Genomic DNA, 15,916 nt, shown 5'->3' with positions numbered 1-15,916 from the left:
GCGCGGGCCGGGCCGGCCAGGGCGCGCTCGGTGATCCGCGCCGCTCCCAGCACGCCGATGCGCAGGGGCTGCGACGCCCGCTCGCCGGCGGGCCCCGGTGTGCTCATGCCCGGCGCACCTCCTCCAGGGTGACGGGCCGGTGCTCGTGCAGCGACAGCGTGCACGCCTCGGCGATCCAGCCCGCCTCCAACGCGTCCTCGATCGTGCACGGCGAGGGCCGGGAGCCGGCCACCACCTCGGTGAACGCGGTCAGTTCGGCCCGGTAGGCGGCGGTGAAGCGGTCCATGAAGAAGTCGTGCGGGGTGCCGGAGGGGAAGGTGACACCCGGCTCCACCGACCGCAGCGGCAGCTTGTCCTCCAGGCCGACCGCGATGGAGTCCTCGAAGCCGTGGAGCTCCATGCGCACGTCGTAACCCCGGGCGTTGTGGCGGCTGTTGGAGACGACCGCGAGGGTGCCGTCGTCCAGGGTGAGGATCGCGCCGGTGGTGTCGGCGTCCCCCGCCTCCCGGATGTAGTCGGCGCCCCGGTTGGCGCCGGCCGCGTAGACCTCGGTCACCTCCCGGCCGGTCACCCAGCGGATGATGTCGAAGTCGTGCACGGAGCAGTCGCGGAAGATGCCGCCGGAGGCGGCGATGTACGCGGCCGGCGGCGGCGCCGGGTCCAGCGTCGTCGACCGCACCGTGTGCAGCCGGCCCAGCTCGCCGCCGCGCACGGCCGCGCGCGCCGCCACGAACCCGGCGTCGAAACGCCGGTTGTAGCCGATCTGCACCGGCACGTCGCTGCCCGCGACCTGTTCGAGGACCTGGACGCCCTCGGCCATGGTGCGGGCCACCGGCTTCTCGCAGAAGACCGGGACGCCGGCCTCCACGCAGGCGAGGATCAGCCCCGGGTGGGCGTCGGTCGCGGCGGCCACCACCACGCCGTCCACCCCGGCCGCGAGCACGGCCTCCGGGGAGTCGGCGACCTGGGCGCCGAAGCGCTCGGCGGCGGCCTTCGCCGCGTCCGCGTACGGGTCGGAGACGACGAGCGAGTCGACCGTGTCGAGGGCGGAGAGGGTCTCGGCGTGGAAGGCGCCGATCCGGCCGAGGCCGAGAATTCCGATACGCATGGGGACGGTGCTCCTTGGTGCGGGGGAGACGGGGAAGACAGGGGAGGGGCGGGGAGGGCGAGCGGGGCGGGGCGCGGTCAGTCGAGGCCGCCGAGGACGTTCTGGTCCCAGTCGATGACGGAACCGGTGACGACCCCGGAGCGCTCGGACAGCAGGAAAGCCACGAAGTCGGCGATCTCGTCCGGCTGGCCCAGCTTGCCCATCGGCAGCCGCTCGGCGGCCCGGTCCCGCCAGTCGTCCCCGGCCCCGTGGAAGGCGCGCTGGGTGGCGTCCTCGCCCTCGGTCGCGGTCCAGCCGATGTTCAGGCCGTTGATCCGGATCCGGTCCCAGCGGTGGGCGTGCGCCGCGTTCCGGGTCAGCCCGGCCAGCCCCGCCTTCGCGGCGACGTACGGCGCGAGGAAGGGCTGCCCGCCGTGCGCGGACGAGGTGATGATGTTGACGATCGTGCCCGGTGCCTCACGCCGCACCATGTCCGCGACCGCGGCCTGCATGGCGAAGAACGGTGCCTTCAGGTTGATCGCGATGTGCTGGTCGAACAGCTCGGGCGTGGTGTCCAGCAGGGTGCCGCGCGAGGTCAGCCCGGCCGAGTTCACCAGGCAGTCGACCCGGCCGAAGGCGGCCACCACCTGCGCGACGGCGTCCTTGGCCTGTTCGGCGTCGGCCAGGTCGGCGCGCACGAACAGCGCCTTGCCGCCCGCCGCGGCCAGCTCGGCCACCAGGGCCTCACCGGGCCCGGGGCGCCGCCCGGTGACGGCCACGACCGCCCCCTCGCGGACGGCGGCCCGCGCGATGGCGGCGCCGACGCCCTGGCTGCCGCCGTTGACGAGGACGACCTTGTCGTCGAGAAGAGTCATGGGTGTGCGGATTCCTTTCAGCTCGCGCGCCGCCGGGCCCCGGCCCGCAGCTCGTCCCGCAGGGTGCGCGGGGTCCAGCCCTCCCGCAGCGCCCGCCGTACGACGTCCGCCTGCGAGGGCGGGGCCAGACCCTCGACCGGCGGGTCGTTGTCGAGGTTGGTGGGGAAGGGGTAGCCCTCGGCGCTCGCCGCGATCACGTTCTCCAGCCACTGCTCCCCGGCGCCCTCCTCGCGGCGCCGCAGCAGCACCGGGTAGACCGCGCCGGTCACCGCCTCGCGGTCGACGGACTCCATCGCCCGGCCGAACGCGGACGACACCTGGAGCAGGTTCGCCATGCGGCGGATGTCCGCCGACCGGTTGGCGCCGGCGGCGTGGAACAGCGCCGGGTTGAAGAACACCGCGTCGCCCTTGGCGAGCGGCAGCTGCACGTGGTGTTCGTCGAAGTACGCCTGGAACGCGGGCAGCCGCCAGGCGAGGTAGCCGGGCTCGAACTTCTGCGAGTGCGGCAGGTAGAGGGTGGGCCCGGACTCCACGGGCATGTCGCAGTGCGCGACCGCGCCCTGGAGGGTGAGGACGGGGGACAGGCGGTGCACGTGCGCCGGGTAGCCGGCGGCGGCCTCGTTCGACAGGAAGCCGAGGTGGTAGTCGCGGTGCACGGTCTGCGCCGCGCCGCCCGGGTTGACCACGTTGACCTGCGAGGTGACCTGGTAGCCCGGTCCCAGCCAGGCGCCGGAGACCAGCGCGATCACGTCGTTGGCGTAGTACTCGGCGAACACCTCCGGGTCGTGCAGGGCCGCCTTCTCCAGGGCGTTCCACACCCGGTCGTTGGCGCCCGGCTTGGCGAAGTGGTCACCGGCGGCGGCACCCGAGGCGCGCTGCGCCGCGATCAGCGCGTCGAACACCGCGGTGGCCCGGTCGACGACCCCGGGGTCGTCGAAGGCGCCGCGGATCACCACGATGCCGGGGCCGTCGGCGAGGGCGCGGACCAGCTCGGCCTGCACCGTGCGGCGGTCCGCGAGGGCGAGCCGGGCGGCGTCGTAGAGCAGCACGTTCCGTTCGGTGCCGGAGGCGTGCGGATAGGCGGCGGCGTCGGTGGTCCGCTCGACCAGCGCGCGGAAGGCGTCCAGGTCGCAGTCCCGCTCGGAGAGCCACGAGGCGGGTGCGGGGGTGTCCGGGGCCGGGGTGGAAGCGGTGGAGACGGACATCTTCGTCCCTTCGGGTCACGGGGCGACTCGGTTCTGCCATTCTTGTCAGTACAAAGCCTTCGAACAACCAGCAGCGGGCCATCAAAAACCCCTCAACGGCCTGGAGGAGCGGACGCATGGGCCACCCCTTCCCGATCCGGGAAATCGCACGTCAGGCAGGTCTGAGCGAGGCCACCGTCGACCGGGTCCTCAACGGCCGCGGCGGCGTGCGGGAGAGCACCGCGCAGGAGGTGCACCGGGCGATAGCCGACCTGGACCGCCAGCGCACCCAGGTCCGGCTCGTCGGACGCACCTTCATGCTGGACATCGTCATGCAGTCGCCGGAGCGGTTCTCCACCGCCGTGCGCGCCGCCCTGGAGGCCGAACTGCCGTCCCTGCACCCGGCCGTGGTCCGCTCCCGGTTCCACTTCCGGGAGACCGGACCGGTCACGGAACTGGTCGCCGTGCTCGACCGGATCGGCCGGCGCGGCTCGCAGGGCGTGATCCTCAAGGCCCCCGACGTCCCCGAGATCACCGCCGCCGTGGGCCGGCTGGCGACGGCGGGCGTGCCGGTGGTGACCCTGGTGACCGACCTGCCCGCCAGCGCCCGGGTCGGCTACGTCGGCAGCGACAACCGCGCGGCGGGCGCCACCGCCGCCTACCTGACGGGACAGTGGCTCGGCGACCGCCCCGGCAACGTCCTCACCAGCCTCAGCAGCGGCTTCTTCCGCAACGAGGAGGAGCGCGAGATGGGCTTCCGCAGCGCCATGCGCGCCCGGTGGCCCGGCCGCACCCTCGTCGAGATCGCCGAGGGCCAGGGCCTGGACGCCACCCAGTACGACCTCGTCCGCGCCGCCCTGGACCGCGACCCGGAGATCCGCGCGGTCTACTCGATCGGCGGCGGCAACATCGCCACCCTGCGCGCCTTCGAGGACGCCGGACGGGAGTGCGCGGTGTTCGTCGCGCACGACCTCGACCAGGACAACACCCGGCTGCTGCGCGAGCACCGGCTGTCCGCCGTCCTCCACCACGACCTGCGCCAGGACCTGCGCGAGGCCTGCCACATCGTGATGCGCGCGCACGGCGCGCTGCCGCCCGCCGGCCCCACCCTGCCGTCCGCGATCCAGGTGGTCACGCCCTACAACATGCCGCCCGGCGCCCTCACCTGAGGCGCGACGCCACCGCCCCGGGCCGGGCCCGGGGGGCCGCCGGACCGGGTGAACGCGCGGCGCCCCGGGCGTGTACGGCGGGCCCGCCCGACGGCGCTGCCTACCGTCGGGCGCATGAAGAATCCGAACCCGGAGGGCGACCCCGAGCGGCTGCTGACCCTCGCCGACGGCGTGTTCGCCATCGCCATCACCCTGCTCGTGCTGGACCTCTCCGTACCGCAGGGCCTCAGCGAGGGCGACTACCACCGGGCGCTGCGCGACCAGCTGCCCAACCTGGGCGCCTACGCGATCAGTCTGCTGGTGCTGGCCGGCTTCTGGCGCGACCACCGGACGATGTTCCGCACGGTCCGACAGGTGGACGCCCAGGTGATCTCGCTGACCGTGCTCGGACTGGGCCTCGCCGCCCTCCTGCCCTTCCCCACCGCGCTGATCTCGGAGTACGGCGACGAGACCGTCTCGGTCGTCGTCTACTCCGCGGTGGTCGCCGCCCTCGGCCTCGTCCACCTGGCCCTCGCCACCGTCCTGTCCCGGCGCCCCTGGCTGCGCGGCGACGCGGGCCCGGTGCGCGACGAGCGGATCTCCGCCATCGACCTGGGCGCCACGGTGACGGTGTTCCTGGTGACCATCCCGCTGGCCCTGCTGATCGGGGCCGCCGCGATGTGGTGGTGGCTGGTGCTCGTCCCGGTCAAGGTCTGGACCGGCAGCAGGGAGGGCGCGACCGGGTGACACTGGGACCGCGCCCGCCGTCCGGCCCGCGGGCGGCGCCCCCGGCACGCGTCCGCCCTACGCGGTGACCGGTACCCACGCCCCCTGCTCGGCCGAGCGGGCCATCGCGTCCAGGACGCCCGCGCTGTGCACGGCGTCCGCCAGGGTCGCGCCGTGCGGCACGCCCTCGGCGACGGAGCGCAGGAAGCGGTACGCCTCGATCACCTTGAGGTCGTCGTAGCCCATGGCGTTCGCCGCGCCCGGCTGGAACGCGGCGAACTCGCCGTCGCCCGGGCCCACATGGACGGTGCTGACCGGCTGGTCCTGGTAGGAGGTGCCGCGGCTGACACCCAGTTCGTTCATCCGGCGGAAGTCCCAGAACACGGCGCCCCGGGTGCCGTGCACCTCGAAGCCGTAGTTGTTCTGTTCGCCGACGGAGACCCGGCACGCCTCCAGGACGCCCCGCGCACCGGAGGCGAAGCGGAGCAGGCAGCTGACGTAGTCCTCGTTCTCCACCGGCCCGAGCTCCCCGCCCGCGGCCCGGGAGTGACCGGCCGTCGCCCCGGTCGGGCGGGCCCGCTCCGGCACGAAGACGGCCGTGTCGGCGGTGAGGGAGGCGATGTCCCCGAGCAGGAAGCGGGCCAGGTCCGCACCGTGCGAGGCCAGGTCGCCCAGCACGCCGCTGCCGCCCCGCTCCCGCTCGTAACGCCAGGTCAGCGCACCCTCGGGATGGGCGGCGTAGTCGCTGAACAGCCGGATGCGGGCATGCGTGACGGTGCCGATGCCGCCGGAGGTGATCAGCTCACGGGCGGCCTCCACGGCCGGCGCGTTGCGGTAGTTGAAGCCGACCGCGCCCTGCACGCCCGCCTTCGCGACCGCGTCGGCCACCGCCCGGGCGTCCGCCGAGCTCAGGCCGACCGGCTTCTCGATCCAGAGGTGCTTGCCGGCCTCGGCCATCGCGACGCCGATCTCGCGGTGCAGGAAATTGGGGGCCGTGATGCTGACCGCCCGCACCCGCGGGTCGGCGGCCACCTCACGCCAGTCGCGGGTCGCCGACGCGAACCCGAACCGCTCGGCGGCCTCCTCGGCGCGGCCCGGCACCTCCTCCGCGACCGCCACCAGCTCCGGGCGCAGGCCGAGCTGCGGATAGTGGTGCGCCACGCGCGCGTACGCCTGGGTGTGCACCCGTCCCATCCAGCCGAATCCGACGACGGCGACGCCGAGCGCATCCACCATGAGAGCCTCTTCTTTGGACCGATCCAGAACGTGTCCAGATCACCCTGAAGGCCACGTCACGGCAGTGTCAAGGCATTGACGACGGCCGGTGGTGTATGGAACGGTCCAATTCATGAGGTCCGATTCATGAGACCGCCGACGATCCGCGACGTGGCCGAACGTGCCGGGGTGTCCAAGTCCCTGGTCTCCCTGGTGCTGCGCGGCTCCGGACCGGTGCGGCCGGAGAAACGGGACGCCGTCCTGCGGGCCGCCCGCGAACTCGGCTACCGGCCCAACACCGCCGCCCGCCACCTCGGCGAGCGCCGGGCCGGGCCCTCCGCCCCCGGCCCGGCGGACAACGTCGCCCCGCTGGTCGGCGTCCTCCTCAACGACCTGCGCAATCCCTGGTTCGTCGACCTGCTGGAAGGGCTCGACTCCCTCCTCCACGCGAGCGGACTGCGGATGCTGCTGGCCGACGCCCGCCTCAACCGCCGCACCGGGCAGGACCAGGCGGGCCCGTTCCTGGACCTGGGCGTCGACGGCGTCGTCGTGGTGGGCACCCTGCCCGACCCGGCGGCGCTGGAGACGGTCGCCGAGCGGATCCCGGTGGTGCTGGCGGGCGCCCGGGAGGCGGTGCCGCCGGGCGTGGACGTCGTGGCGGGCGACGACGAGCGCGGCACCCGGCTGGTCACCGAGCACCTCATCGGCCTCGGCCACCGGCGCATCGCGCACCTCGCGGGATACGGCGCCGTGGGCGCCCTGCGCCGGTCCAGCTTCGAGGGAACGATGCGCGACCACGGCCTCGCCGGCGAGGCCCGCGTCGAACCCGGCGACATGACCGAGGAGGGCGGCTACCGCGCCACCGTCCGCCTGCTCAGCCGCCCCGACCGCCCCACCGCGATCCTCGCCGTCAACGACATCACCGGAGTCGGAGCCCTGTCGGCGGCCGAGGAACTGGGCCTGCGCGTCCCGCACGACGTGTCCGTGACCGGCTACGACAACACCGGCATCTCCCGGCTGCGCCACCTGTGGCTGACCACCGTCGACAACGCGAGCCACGAGGTGGGCCGCCGCGCCGCCCGCTGCCTCCTCGACCGGCTGGAACACCCGGGCGGCGCCGGTGAGTTGCGGCTCGTGGCACCCGCGCTGGAGATCCGGGGGACCAGCGGCCCGCCCGGCGGGCCCGGCGGGATCACTCCGGGAGCGTGAGGGCGTACACCTTGCGCAGCGTCTCGTGCACCGTCCACGTCGTCCGGTCGCCCTCGCGCAGGACGGCCATGTCACCCGGCCCGACACGCAGCGTCGGCCCGCCCTCCACCTCCACGGTCGCCGACCCGCTGACGACGACGAACATCTCGTCCGCCTCCGTGTCGGTGACGACGCCCGGGGTGATCTGCCAGATCCCGCGCACCCGCCGCCCGTCCGGCGACTCCCACACCACCTTGCCGGTCACCTCGGGCGTCCCGGACACGATCTGCTCGGGGTCGAGCGGCTCGGGCACGAGATCGGCGTCGGCGACACGGAGGGCGAAGCTGCTGTCGTTCATGCGCCGACCGTAGACGCGGCCCCGGTACCGGGAGGAGCGACAGTGTGTCCGACTTCCGGCTGCTGCCCCGACACTCCGTCGCGGGACGGACGCACCCCGCGCATGGGGTAGGGTTGACCTGCGTGATCACGCGGTTCACCGCGCGAAGCGCATCGGGACGTGGCGCAGCTTGGTAGCGCACTTGACTGGGGGTCAAGGGGTCGCAGGTTCAAATCCTGTCGTCCCGACAACGGAAGGGTTCTCACGGGCGACTGCCCGGGAGGACCCTTCTCGCGTGGTTCGTCCGCGCCGGCCGCCCCACCCGTCAGCCGGACGCCGCGGCCACCAGTGCCGCCAGGGCCGAGGCCAGGACGTCCAGCCCCGGGCCCGCCGGGCCGCCCGGTTCCGTCATGTAGGTGTCGCGGCGGATTTCGACCATGAGGGCCGACACCTCGGCCCGCTTCCCGAAGAACTCCAGCGGCACGTAGGTCCCGGCGAACGGGCTGTCCAGGCCCGTCTCCCCGCACGGGGCGAACGCCTCGCGGGCCGCGGCGAGCAGGGCGGGCGGGGTGTGGAAGGGGTCGGTGCCCAGGCAGACCGGCGGCCGGGGGCCGTCGCCGTGGAGTTCGTAGGGGAGCGGGGCGCGGGGGTAGGAGTGCACGTCGATGACGACGGCGCGGCCGGTCGCGGCGAGGCGGTCCGCGACCGCGTCGGTCATCGCCCGCGCGTAGGGGTGGAAGTACCGCCGGATCAGCGGCGCCGGGTCGAAGCCGTCGGGGCGGAGGGGCTCGCGGTGCGTGGTGCGGGTGTACACGGCGCCCATGCCGACGGCGAGCATCTCCTCCCGGTCGTCCGGGAACCGCTCGGGGTCGACCACCAGCCGGGACAGCCCGTTCACGAACCGCCACGGCGTGCGCCCGGCCGCCCGGGCCGCCGCCTCGGCCAGCGCGGCCGTGTGGGCGTCGGTGATGTGGTCCAGCTCCCGCTCCAGGCCGGCGTCGTCCAGCACGATGCCGGCGCGCACGTCGGCCGGTATCTCCCGCGAGGAGTGCGGCACATGGAGGATCACGGGGGAGTCCGCGTCGCCGGGAAGGAACGCGAACGACGGCGGGACGTCGGCGGTCATGGGGCTGCTCCAGGGGCGTTGTCGGTGCTGCACGGCACGACCACGGTGCCACACGCCACCGACAACGCCCCCGTCGTGGACCACCGCCGTGTCTACGGCAGCAACTCCCGTACGAGCGCGCCGACCTGCTCGGTCTCCAGCAGGAAACCGTCGTGCCCGTACGGCGACTCCAGCAGCCTCAGCCGGTCGGCACCGGGTATGTGCGCCGCCAGCTCGGCCTGCTGGGCCGGCGGGTAGAGGCGGTCGGAGTCGAGGCCCGCCACCAGCGTGCGCGCGGTCACCCGGCCGAGTGCGGCCGGCACGCCGCCCCGGCCGCGGCCCACGTCGTGGCCGTTCATCGCCTCCGTCAGCACCGCGTAGCTGCCCGCGTCGAACCGGCGGACCAGTTTGGCGGCGTGGTGGTCGAGATACGACTCGACCTGGTAGCGGCCGCCCTTCGTGGGGTCCTCCGTGCCCTGCGGCTCCCGGCCGAACCGGGCGGCCAGCTCGGGCTCGCTGCGGTAGGTGACGTGCGCGATGCGGCGGGCGAGTCCCAGCCCGGCGTGCGGGCCGCGGCCGGGACCGGCGTCGTGGTAGTCGCCGCCCCGCCAGTGCGGGTCGTTGCGGATGGCGTGCAACTGGAGCGAGGCCCAGGCGATCTGCTCGGCACTCGCCGCCGCCGACGTGGCGAGCAGCAGCAGTGACTCCACCCGCTCCGGGTATGAGGCCGCCCACTCCACGGCCCGCATGCCGCCCATGGAACCGCCGACCACCAGCGCCCACCGGTCGATGCCGAGGGCGTCGGCGAGCCGGGCCTCGGCATCGACCTGGTCCCGCACCGTCAGGTACGGGAACGCCCCGCCCCAGCGGCGGCCGCCGCCCGGGCGCGGCGAGGCCGGCCCGGTGCTGCCCTGGCAGCCGCCGAGGACGTTCGGGGCGACGACGAAGAAGCGGTCGGTGTCGAGGGCCCGCCCGGGTCCGATCAGGCCGTCCCACCAGCCCGCCGTGGGATGGCCGGGCTCGGCGGGTCCGGCCGCGTGGCTGTCGCCGGTGAGGGCGTGCAGCACCAGCACGGCGTTGGAGCCGTCCGGGGCCGGCCGGCCCCACGTCTCGAACGCCAGCCGCACGCCGGGCAGTTCACCGCCCGCCTCCAGTGGCAGCGCCTCGTCCTGCGCGTGCCACTGGCGCCGGCCGGGCGGGTCCCCCTCCTGCCAGGCCCCGGTGGCCGGTGGCGGGAGGGGGACCTGGGTCCCGGAGGGGAGGAGGGTGTTCAGGAGGCCTCCTTGGCCGCGCGGAACCCGGCCTCCAGGTCGGCCTTGAGGTCGGCGAGGTTCTCGATGCCGACCGACAGCCGCACCAGGCCGGGCTTCGTCCCGGTCGCCTCCAGCTGCTCCTCGTCGAGCTGGCTGTGGGTGGTGGACGCCGGGTGGATGATCAGGCTGCGCACGTCGCCGATGTTGGCGAGGTGGCTGAACAGCTCCACGCCGTCGACGAACCGCTTGCCCGCCTCGACGCCGTCCCGCAGCTCGAAGGAGACGATGGCGCCCGCCCCGTTCGGCAGGTACTTCTGCGCCGCCTCGTACCAGGGGCTGGACGGCAGGCCCGGGTAGTGCACCACGGAGACCTCGTCGCGCTGCTGAAGCCACTGGGCGAGCGCCAGCGCGTTGGACGAGTGCCGCTCCAGGCGCAGGCTCAGCGTCTCCACGCCCTGGAGCAGCAGGAACGCCGAGTGCGGGGCGATCGCGGGGCCGAGGTCGCGCAGCAGCTGCACCCGCAGCTTCACGGCGAACGCGCCCGGTCCGAGCGCGGGCCAGTACTGCAGCCCGTGGTAACTGGGGTCGGGCTCGGTGAAGTCCGGGAAGCGCTCGGCGTGCGCGCCGAAGTCGAAGGTGCCACCGTCCACGACGACGCCGCCGATCGTGGTGCCGTGCCCGCCGAGGAACTTGGTCGCCGAGTGCACCACGACGTCCGCGCCGTGCTCCAGCGGCCGCAGCAGGTAGGGGGTGGGCACCGTGTTGTCCGCGATCAGCGGCACACCGGCGGCGTGCGCCACGTCGGCGACGGCGCGCACGTCGAGGACGTTGCCCCGGGGGTTGCCCAGCGTCTCGGCGAACAGCGCCTTGGTGTTCGGCCGGATCGCGGCCCGCCACGCCTCGGTGTCCTCGGGGTTCTCCACGAAGGAGACCTCGATGCCGAACTTGGGCAGGGTGTGCCGGAACAGGTTGTACGTGCCGCCGTAGAGCGAGGCGGACGAGACGATGTGGTCGCCGGTGCCGGCGAGGGTCAGGATCGCCAGCGTCTGGGCGGCCTGCCCGGAGGCCAGCGCCACCGCCGCCACCCCGCCCTCGAGGGCGGCCACGCGCTGCTCGAGAACGTCCTGGGTGGGGTTGTGGATGCGGGTGTAGATGTTGCCCGGCTCGGCCAGCGAGAACAGGTCGGCCGCGTGCTGGGTGTCCCGGAAGGCGAACGAGGACGTCTGGTAGATCGGTGTGGCCCGGGCGCCGGTCGTGGGATCGGGTTCGGCACCCGAGTGGACCTGCTTGGTCTCGAAGGACCAGGCCGGGGTGGCGGGGGCGGCCGCCTCGGGGGTGTGACCGGCGCTGACGGGTTCGGTGGACTGGCTCATGGTGCTCCTCCTGGGAAGTGGCGACGCGTGGCCTCGTGGGTCCGCGGACGTTCCGGCGGGGCGGAGGCGCACCGGGTGTTCCCCGGACCGGGTGCCGGGGGAACGACGTGCCGACGCGGCTGTCGGCTTCCGGTGCGACATGCCGGTGGAGTGACACGTGTCTGGCCGGGTTGCCAGCAGGTCACGAGCCCGATGATAGGCAGGAGCGGAGCGAAAATGAGACGCCATCTCACTAGGTGAGCGGTCTCTTCATGAGCTGTTCACGGACCCGGCGCGCCCGGCCTCCGGGGCGGCCCGGGGCCCCTGCCCGGACACGGCTCCGCCCCGGCCGGAAGCCCGGCCGGGGCGGAGTGCGCGGGGCTCGCGGGGAGCCGGGCCGCGTCAGCTGCTCAGGGACGCCAGCACCTCGTTCCACGTGGCGGACGGGCGCATCACCGCGGCGGCCTTGACCGGGTCGGGCTGGTAGTAGCCGCCGATGTCGGCCGGCTTGCCCTGGACGGCGATCAGCTCGTCGACGATCTTCTGCTCGTTCGCCGCGAGCGTCTCGGCGACCGGCGCGAACGCCTTCGCCAGGTCGGCGTCGTCGGTCTGCGCGGCCAGCTCCTGCGCCCAGTACAGGGACAGGTAGAAGTGGCTGCCGCGGTTGTCGATGCCGCCGACGCGACGGGTCGGGGACTTGTCCTCGTTGAGGAAGGTCGCCGTGGCGCGGTCGAGGGCGTCGGCGAGGACCTTGGCCCGGGTGTTGCCGGTGGTCGTGGCGTACTGCTCCAGCGACGGCACCAGCGCGAAGAACTCACCGAGGGAGTCCCAGCGCAGGTAGTTCTCCTTGACCAGCTGCTGCACGTGCTTCGGGGCGGAGCCGCCCGCGCCGGTCTCGAACAGGCCGCCGCCCGCCATCAGCGGGACGACCGACAGCATCTTGGCGCTGGTGCCCAGCTCCAGGATCGGGAACAGGTCGGTCAGGTAGTCGCGCAGCACGTTGCCGGTGACGGAGATGGTGTTCTCGCCGCGGCGGATGCGCTCCACCGACAGCTTGGTCGCCTCGACGGGGGGCAGGATGCGGATGTCCAGGCCCTCGGTGTCGTGCTCGGTGAGGTACTGCTTCACCTTGGCGATCAGGTTGGCGTCGTGCGCGCGGTCCTCGTCCAGCCAGAACACGGCCGGGTCGCCGGTGGCGCGGGCGCGGGTCACGGCCAGCTTCACCCAGTCGCGGATCGGCGCGTCCTTGGTCTGGCAGGCGCGGAAGATGTCACCGGTGGAGACGGCCTGCTCCAGGACGACGTTGCCGGCCTGGTCGACGAGGCGGACGGTGCCCGTGGTGGGGATCTCGAACGTCTTGTCGTGGCTGCCGTACTCCTCGGCCTTCTGCGCCATCAGGCCCACGTTGGGGACCGAGCCCATGGTGGACGGGTCGAAGGCGCCGTTGGCGCGGCAGTCGTCGATCACGGCCTGGTAGACGCCGGAGTAGCTGGAGTCCGGCAGGACCGCCAGCGTGTCGGCCTCCTGGCCGTCGGGGCCCCACATGTGGCCGGAGGTGCGGATCATGGCCGGCATGGAGGCGTCCACGATCACGTCGGAGGGGACGTGCAGGTTGGTGATGCCCTTGTCGGAGTCGACCATGGCCAGCTGAGGGCCCTCGGCCAGCTCGGCGTCGAAGGACGCCTTGATCTCGGCGCCCTCGGGCAGGGCGTCCAGGCCCTTGTAGATGCCGCCGAGGCCGTCGTTCGGGCTGAGACCGGCCGCGGCCAGCTTCTCGCCGTACTGCGCGAACGTCTTCGGGAAGAAGGCGCGCACCACGTGGCCGAAGACGATCGGGTCGGAGACCTTCATCATCGTCGCCTTCAGGTGCACCGAGAACAGCACACCCTCCTGCTTGGCGCGGGCGACCTGCGCGGTCAGGAACTCGCGCAGCGCGGCGACGCGCATCACGGAGGCGTCCACGACCTCGTCCTTCAGGACGGGCACGGACTCGCGCAGCACGGTGGTCGTGCCGTCGTCACCGACCAGCTCGATGCGCAGCGCGCCGTCCTCGGCGATGACGGCCGACTTCTCGGTGGAGCGGAAGTCGTTCTCGCCCATGGTCGCCACATTGGTCTTGGAGTCGGAGCTCCAGGCGCCCATGCGGTGCGGGTGCGACTTGGCGTAGTTCTTCACCGAGGCCGGGGCGCGACGGTCGGAGTTGCCCTCGCGCAGCACCGGGTTCACGGCCGAACCCTTGATCTTGTCGTAACGGGCGCGGATCTCGCGCTCCTCGTCCGTCTTCGGGTCGTCCGGGTAGTCCGGCAGCGCGTAGCCCTGGCCCTGCAGCTCGGCGATCGCGGCCTTGAGCTGCGGGATCGACGCCGAGATGTTGGGCAGCTTGATGATGTTGGCGGCGGGCGTCCTGGCCAGCTCACCGAGCTCGGCGAGAGCGTCCGGGATGCGCTGCTCCTCGGTCAGGTACTCCGGGAAGACGGCGATGATGCGGCCGGCCAGCGAGATGTCGCGCGTCTCCACGGCGACACCCGCCTGAGAGGCGTACGCCCGGACCACCGGCAGGAAGGAATACGTCGCGAGGGCCGGGGCCTCGTCAGTGTGCGTATAGATGATGGTCGAGTCAGTCACCGGGTGCTCCGCTCCACGTCTGCAACATTGCTCGACATCAAGATATCTTGTGAGCGCCCAGGACTCGACAGGGGTCCGCGCCGCGCCCCGGGCGACCGCCCGCCACGCGGCGTGGCCGACGTGGCGGGGGCCGTCCGGGCGGGCCTCAGACCGGCCTGGTCAGCGTCATGTCGTCGGGGGCGTGCTCCGGCTCGCGCTGCTGCGGGATCATGACCGTACCCTGCTGGATCGCCACGGTCCGCGCCGGGGACGGGATGCGGATGCCCTCCTCGCGGTAGCGCCGGTGCAGGCGCTTGATGAACTCGTGCTTGATCCGGTACTGGTCGCTGAACTCGCCGACGCCCAGGATGATCGTGAAGCCGATCCGCGAGTCGCCGAAGGTGTGGAAGCGCACCGCCGGGTCGTGCTCGGGCACCGCGCCGGTGATCCCGGTCATCACGTCGGCGACGACCTCCTTGGTGACCCGCTCGACGTGTTCGAGGTCGCTGTCGTAGGACACCCCGGCCTGCACCAGGATGGTCAGTTTCTGCTCGGGCCGCATGTAGTTGGTCATGTTCGTCTTCGCGAGCTGCCCGTTCGGGATGACCACCAGGTTGTTGGACAGCTCCCGCACGGTCGTCTGCCGCCAGTTGATGTCCTCCACGTAGCCCTCCTCGCCGCTGCTCAGCCGGATGTAGTCGCCGGGCTGCACGGTCTTGGAGGCGAGGATGTGGATGCCCGCGAACAGGTTGGCGAGCGTGTCCTGCAGGGCGAGGGCGACCGCCAGACCGCCGACACCGAGGGCGGTGAGCAGCGGCGCGATCGAGATGCCCAGGGTCTGCAGGGCCACCAGGAAGCCGATCGCGAGGACCAGGATCCGGGTGATGTTCATGAAGATCGTGGCCGACCCGGCGACCCCGGAGCGGGACTGGGTGACCGACCGCACCAGCCCGGCCACCACGCGGGCCGCCGACACCGTCGCGGCGAAGATCACCAGCAGGGTCAGCACCTGGTTGACGCTGTGCTGCACGGTGCGGGTCAGCGGCAGGGCCGCCGCGGCGGAGGCGGCGCCGCCCGCGATGGCCGCCCAGGGCGCGATCATGTGCAGCGCGTCCACGAGGACGTCGTCCCCGCGCCAGGCGGTGCGCTCGGCGAGCCGCGCCAGCCGGCGCAGCAGCAGCCGCAGCAGGAAGGCCGCCAGCAGACCGCCCGCCAGGGCGATGCCCGCGTACAGCAGGTCGTCGACGGTGAGGGCGCGGGTCACCGCACCGCTCCGGCGGACGCGCGGGCCGACGGCGGTATATGAAGATGTGTCACGTGTGTTCACCTGTTCGGGATTCCGGGAGGCCCCGGAGAGTCCGGCGGGGAGTGCCGGGGCGCGGGACGGCTGGCCCGTGACCGGCACGATCGCTCATCCTGCCGTATCCGCAAGGGGAGTTCGCACGGAACCCGGCGCGATCGAGCCGCGCCGGGGCGGACCGCCCGGCCGGACCTTCCGGCGGGCTCCGGTTTGACCGCCCGGCCGGACCTTCCGGCGGGCTCCGGTTTGACCGCCCGGCCGCCCCGCCCGGCTGCCGGGACGGCCCCGTGCGGCTCAGATCACCTTCGACCGCACCAGCACGCCGAGCGTCAGCGCGCCCGGCAGCAGCGGCAGCCACACGGTGATCACCCGGAAGGTCAGCACCACCGCCGTGGCCACCGCGGCGGCCCCGCCCACCGCCACCAGGGCCACCACGAGCGCCGCCTCCACCGACCCCAGGCCGCCCGGCGTGGGGACCAGCGCGACCGCCACCGTCGCCGCCAGGTACGCCAGCGCCAGGTGCGCCACCGGCACGTCCAGCG

General features: G+C 73.3%; 14 protein-coding genes and 1 tRNA gene. 4 read left to right on the top strand and 11 right to left on the bottom strand.

Annotation, left to right across the window (positions count from 1 at the left end; all coding sequences use genetic code 11):
• Positions 1-103: 103 nt before the first annotated feature.
• From G3I53_RS04725 to G3I53_RS04715, 3 genes are all read right to left on the bottom strand, one after another.
• A complete protein-coding gene (locus tag G3I53_RS04725; protein ID WP_164334286.1) occupies positions 104-1,108 on the bottom strand; it encodes a Gfo/Idh/MocA family oxidoreductase in 1,005 nt (334 codons plus the stop codon).
• A 77-nt stretch (positions 1,109-1,185) separates the two neighbouring features.
• Positions 1,186-1,962 carry an SDR family oxidoreductase gene (locus G3I53_RS04720; RefSeq protein WP_164334285.1) on the bottom strand — a complete coding sequence of 259 codons (777 nt, stop codon included), beginning with the start codon at positions 1,960-1,962 and terminating at the stop codon, positions 1,186-1,188.
• Between the two features lie 17 nt (positions 1,963-1,979).
• Entirely contained in the window at positions 1,980-3,167 is a 1,188-nt protein-coding gene (locus tag G3I53_RS04715) for a phytanoyl-CoA dioxygenase family protein (protein ID WP_164334284.1), read from the bottom strand.
• 116 nt (positions 3,168-3,283) lie between these two features.
• Here G3I53_RS04715 and G3I53_RS04710 point away from each other — a divergent pair, with 116 nt between their 5' ends.
• Both G3I53_RS04710 and G3I53_RS04705 read left to right on the top strand, forming a co-directional pair.
• Positions 3,284-4,315 (top strand): LacI family DNA-binding transcriptional regulator, encoded by a 1,032-nt coding sequence (locus G3I53_RS04710; RefSeq protein WP_164334283.1) that lies wholly within the window; start codon positions 3,284-3,286, stop codon positions 4,313-4,315.
• 114 nt (positions 4,316-4,429) lie between these two features.
• Positions 4,430-5,041: a TMEM175 family protein gene (locus G3I53_RS04705; RefSeq protein ID WP_239063558.1), complete on the top strand. Its 612-nt coding sequence runs from the start codon at positions 4,430-4,432 to the stop codon at positions 5,039-5,041.
• Between the two features lie 57 nt (positions 5,042-5,098).
• Here the strand turns inward: G3I53_RS04705 and G3I53_RS04700 are convergent, their stop codons facing one another.
• A complete protein-coding gene (locus G3I53_RS04700; RefSeq protein WP_164334282.1) occupies positions 5,099-6,256 on the bottom strand; it encodes a Gfo/Idh/MocA family oxidoreductase in 1,158 nt (385 codons plus the stop codon).
• Between the two features lie 126 nt (positions 6,257-6,382).
• On the opposite strand from G3I53_RS04700, the gene G3I53_RS04695 reads away from it, so the two are divergent.
• Complete coding sequence (locus G3I53_RS04695; protein WP_164334281.1) at positions 6,383-7,444, top strand: LacI family DNA-binding transcriptional regulator; 1,062 nt, start codon at positions 6,383-6,385, stop codon at positions 7,442-7,444.
• Here G3I53_RS04695 and G3I53_RS04690 read toward each other — a convergent pair.
• A complete protein-coding gene (locus G3I53_RS04690) occupies positions 7,428-7,781 on the bottom strand; it encodes a cupin domain-containing protein (RefSeq protein ID WP_164334280.1) in 354 nt (117 codons plus the stop codon). The genes G3I53_RS04695 and G3I53_RS04690 overlap by 17 nt on opposite strands.
• A gap of 153 nt (positions 7,782-7,934) precedes the next feature.
• On the opposite strand from G3I53_RS04690, the gene G3I53_RS04685 reads away from it, so the two are divergent.
• Positions 7,935-8,008 (top strand) — tRNA-Pro (locus G3I53_RS04685).
• A 77-nt stretch (positions 8,009-8,085) separates the two neighbouring features.
• Here the strand turns inward: G3I53_RS04685 and G3I53_RS04680 are convergent.
• From G3I53_RS04680 to G3I53_RS04655, 6 genes are all read right to left on the bottom strand, one after another.
• Complete coding sequence (locus G3I53_RS04680; RefSeq protein WP_164334279.1) at positions 8,086-8,886, bottom strand: N-formylglutamate amidohydrolase; 801 nt, start codon at positions 8,884-8,886, stop codon at positions 8,086-8,088.
• Between the two features lie 92 nt (positions 8,887-8,978).
• A complete protein-coding gene (locus G3I53_RS04675) occupies positions 8,979-10,139 on the bottom strand; it encodes a homoserine O-acetyltransferase (RefSeq protein WP_164334287.1) in 1,161 nt (386 codons plus the stop codon).
• Positions 10,136-11,491, bottom strand: a complete 1,356-nt coding sequence (locus G3I53_RS04670) for a bifunctional o-acetylhomoserine/o-acetylserine sulfhydrylase (protein ID WP_164334278.1) — start codon at positions 11,489-11,491, stop codon at positions 10,136-10,138. The genes G3I53_RS04675 and G3I53_RS04670 overlap by 4 nt, the downstream gene beginning before the upstream one ends.
• A 381-nt stretch (positions 11,492-11,872) precedes the next feature.
• Positions 11,873-14,095 (bottom strand): NADP-dependent isocitrate dehydrogenase, encoded by a 2,223-nt coding sequence (locus G3I53_RS04665; RefSeq protein ID WP_164334277.1) that lies wholly within the window; start codon positions 14,093-14,095, stop codon positions 11,873-11,875.
• A 145-nt stretch (positions 14,096-14,240) separates the two neighbouring features.
• Complete coding sequence (locus G3I53_RS04660; protein WP_164334276.1) at positions 14,241-15,338, bottom strand: mechanosensitive ion channel family protein; 1,098 nt, start codon at positions 15,336-15,338, stop codon at positions 14,241-14,243.
• A 330-nt stretch (positions 15,339-15,668) separates the two neighbouring features.
• The coding region (locus G3I53_RS04655; RefSeq protein ID WP_203616677.1) for a lysylphosphatidylglycerol synthase domain-containing protein at positions 15,669-15,916 on the bottom strand (248 nt) is incomplete at its 5' end.

The organism is Streptomyces sp. SID14436 (assembly GCF_010548465.1).
Taxonomy (GTDB): Bacteria; Actinomycetota; Actinomycetes; order Streptomycetales; family Streptomycetaceae; genus Streptomyces.
This window is presented reverse-complemented; position numbering and strand designations above follow the sequence as displayed.

Coding starts and splice junctions, on each gene's coding strand:
- G3I53_RS04725 (WP_164334286.1), bottom strand. CDS start 1,108: ATGCGTATCGGAATTCTCGGCCTCGGCCGGATCGGCGCCTTCCACGCC.
- G3I53_RS04720 (WP_164334285.1), bottom strand. CDS start 1,962: ATGACTCTTCTCGACGACAAGGTCGTCCTCGTCAACGGCGGCAGCCAG.
- G3I53_RS04715 (WP_164334284.1), bottom strand. CDS start 3,167: ATGTCCGTCTCCACCGCTTCCACCCCGGCCCCGGACACCCCCGCACCC.
- G3I53_RS04710 (WP_164334283.1), top strand. CDS start 3,284: ATGGGCCACCCCTTCCCGATCCGGGAAATCGCACGTCAGGCAGGTCTG.
- G3I53_RS04705 (WP_239063558.1), top strand. CDS start 4,430: ATGAAGAATCCGAACCCGGAGGGCGACCCCGAGCGGCTGCTGACCCTC.
- G3I53_RS04700 (WP_164334282.1), bottom strand. CDS start 6,256: ATGGTGGATGCGCTCGGCGTCGCCGTCGTCGGATTCGGCTGGATGGGA.
- G3I53_RS04695 (WP_164334281.1), top strand. CDS start 6,383: ATGAGACCGCCGACGATCCGCGACGTGGCCGAACGTGCCGGGGTGTCC.
- G3I53_RS04690 (WP_164334280.1), bottom strand. CDS start 7,781: ATGAACGACAGCAGCTTCGCCCTCCGTGTCGCCGACGCCGATCTCGTG.
- G3I53_RS04680 (WP_164334279.1), bottom strand. CDS start 8,886: ATGACCGCCGACGTCCCGCCGTCGTTCGCGTTCCTTCCCGGCGACGCG.
- G3I53_RS04670 (WP_164334278.1), bottom strand. CDS start 11,491: ATGAGCCAGTCCACCGAACCCGTCAGCGCCGGTCACACCCCCGAGGCG.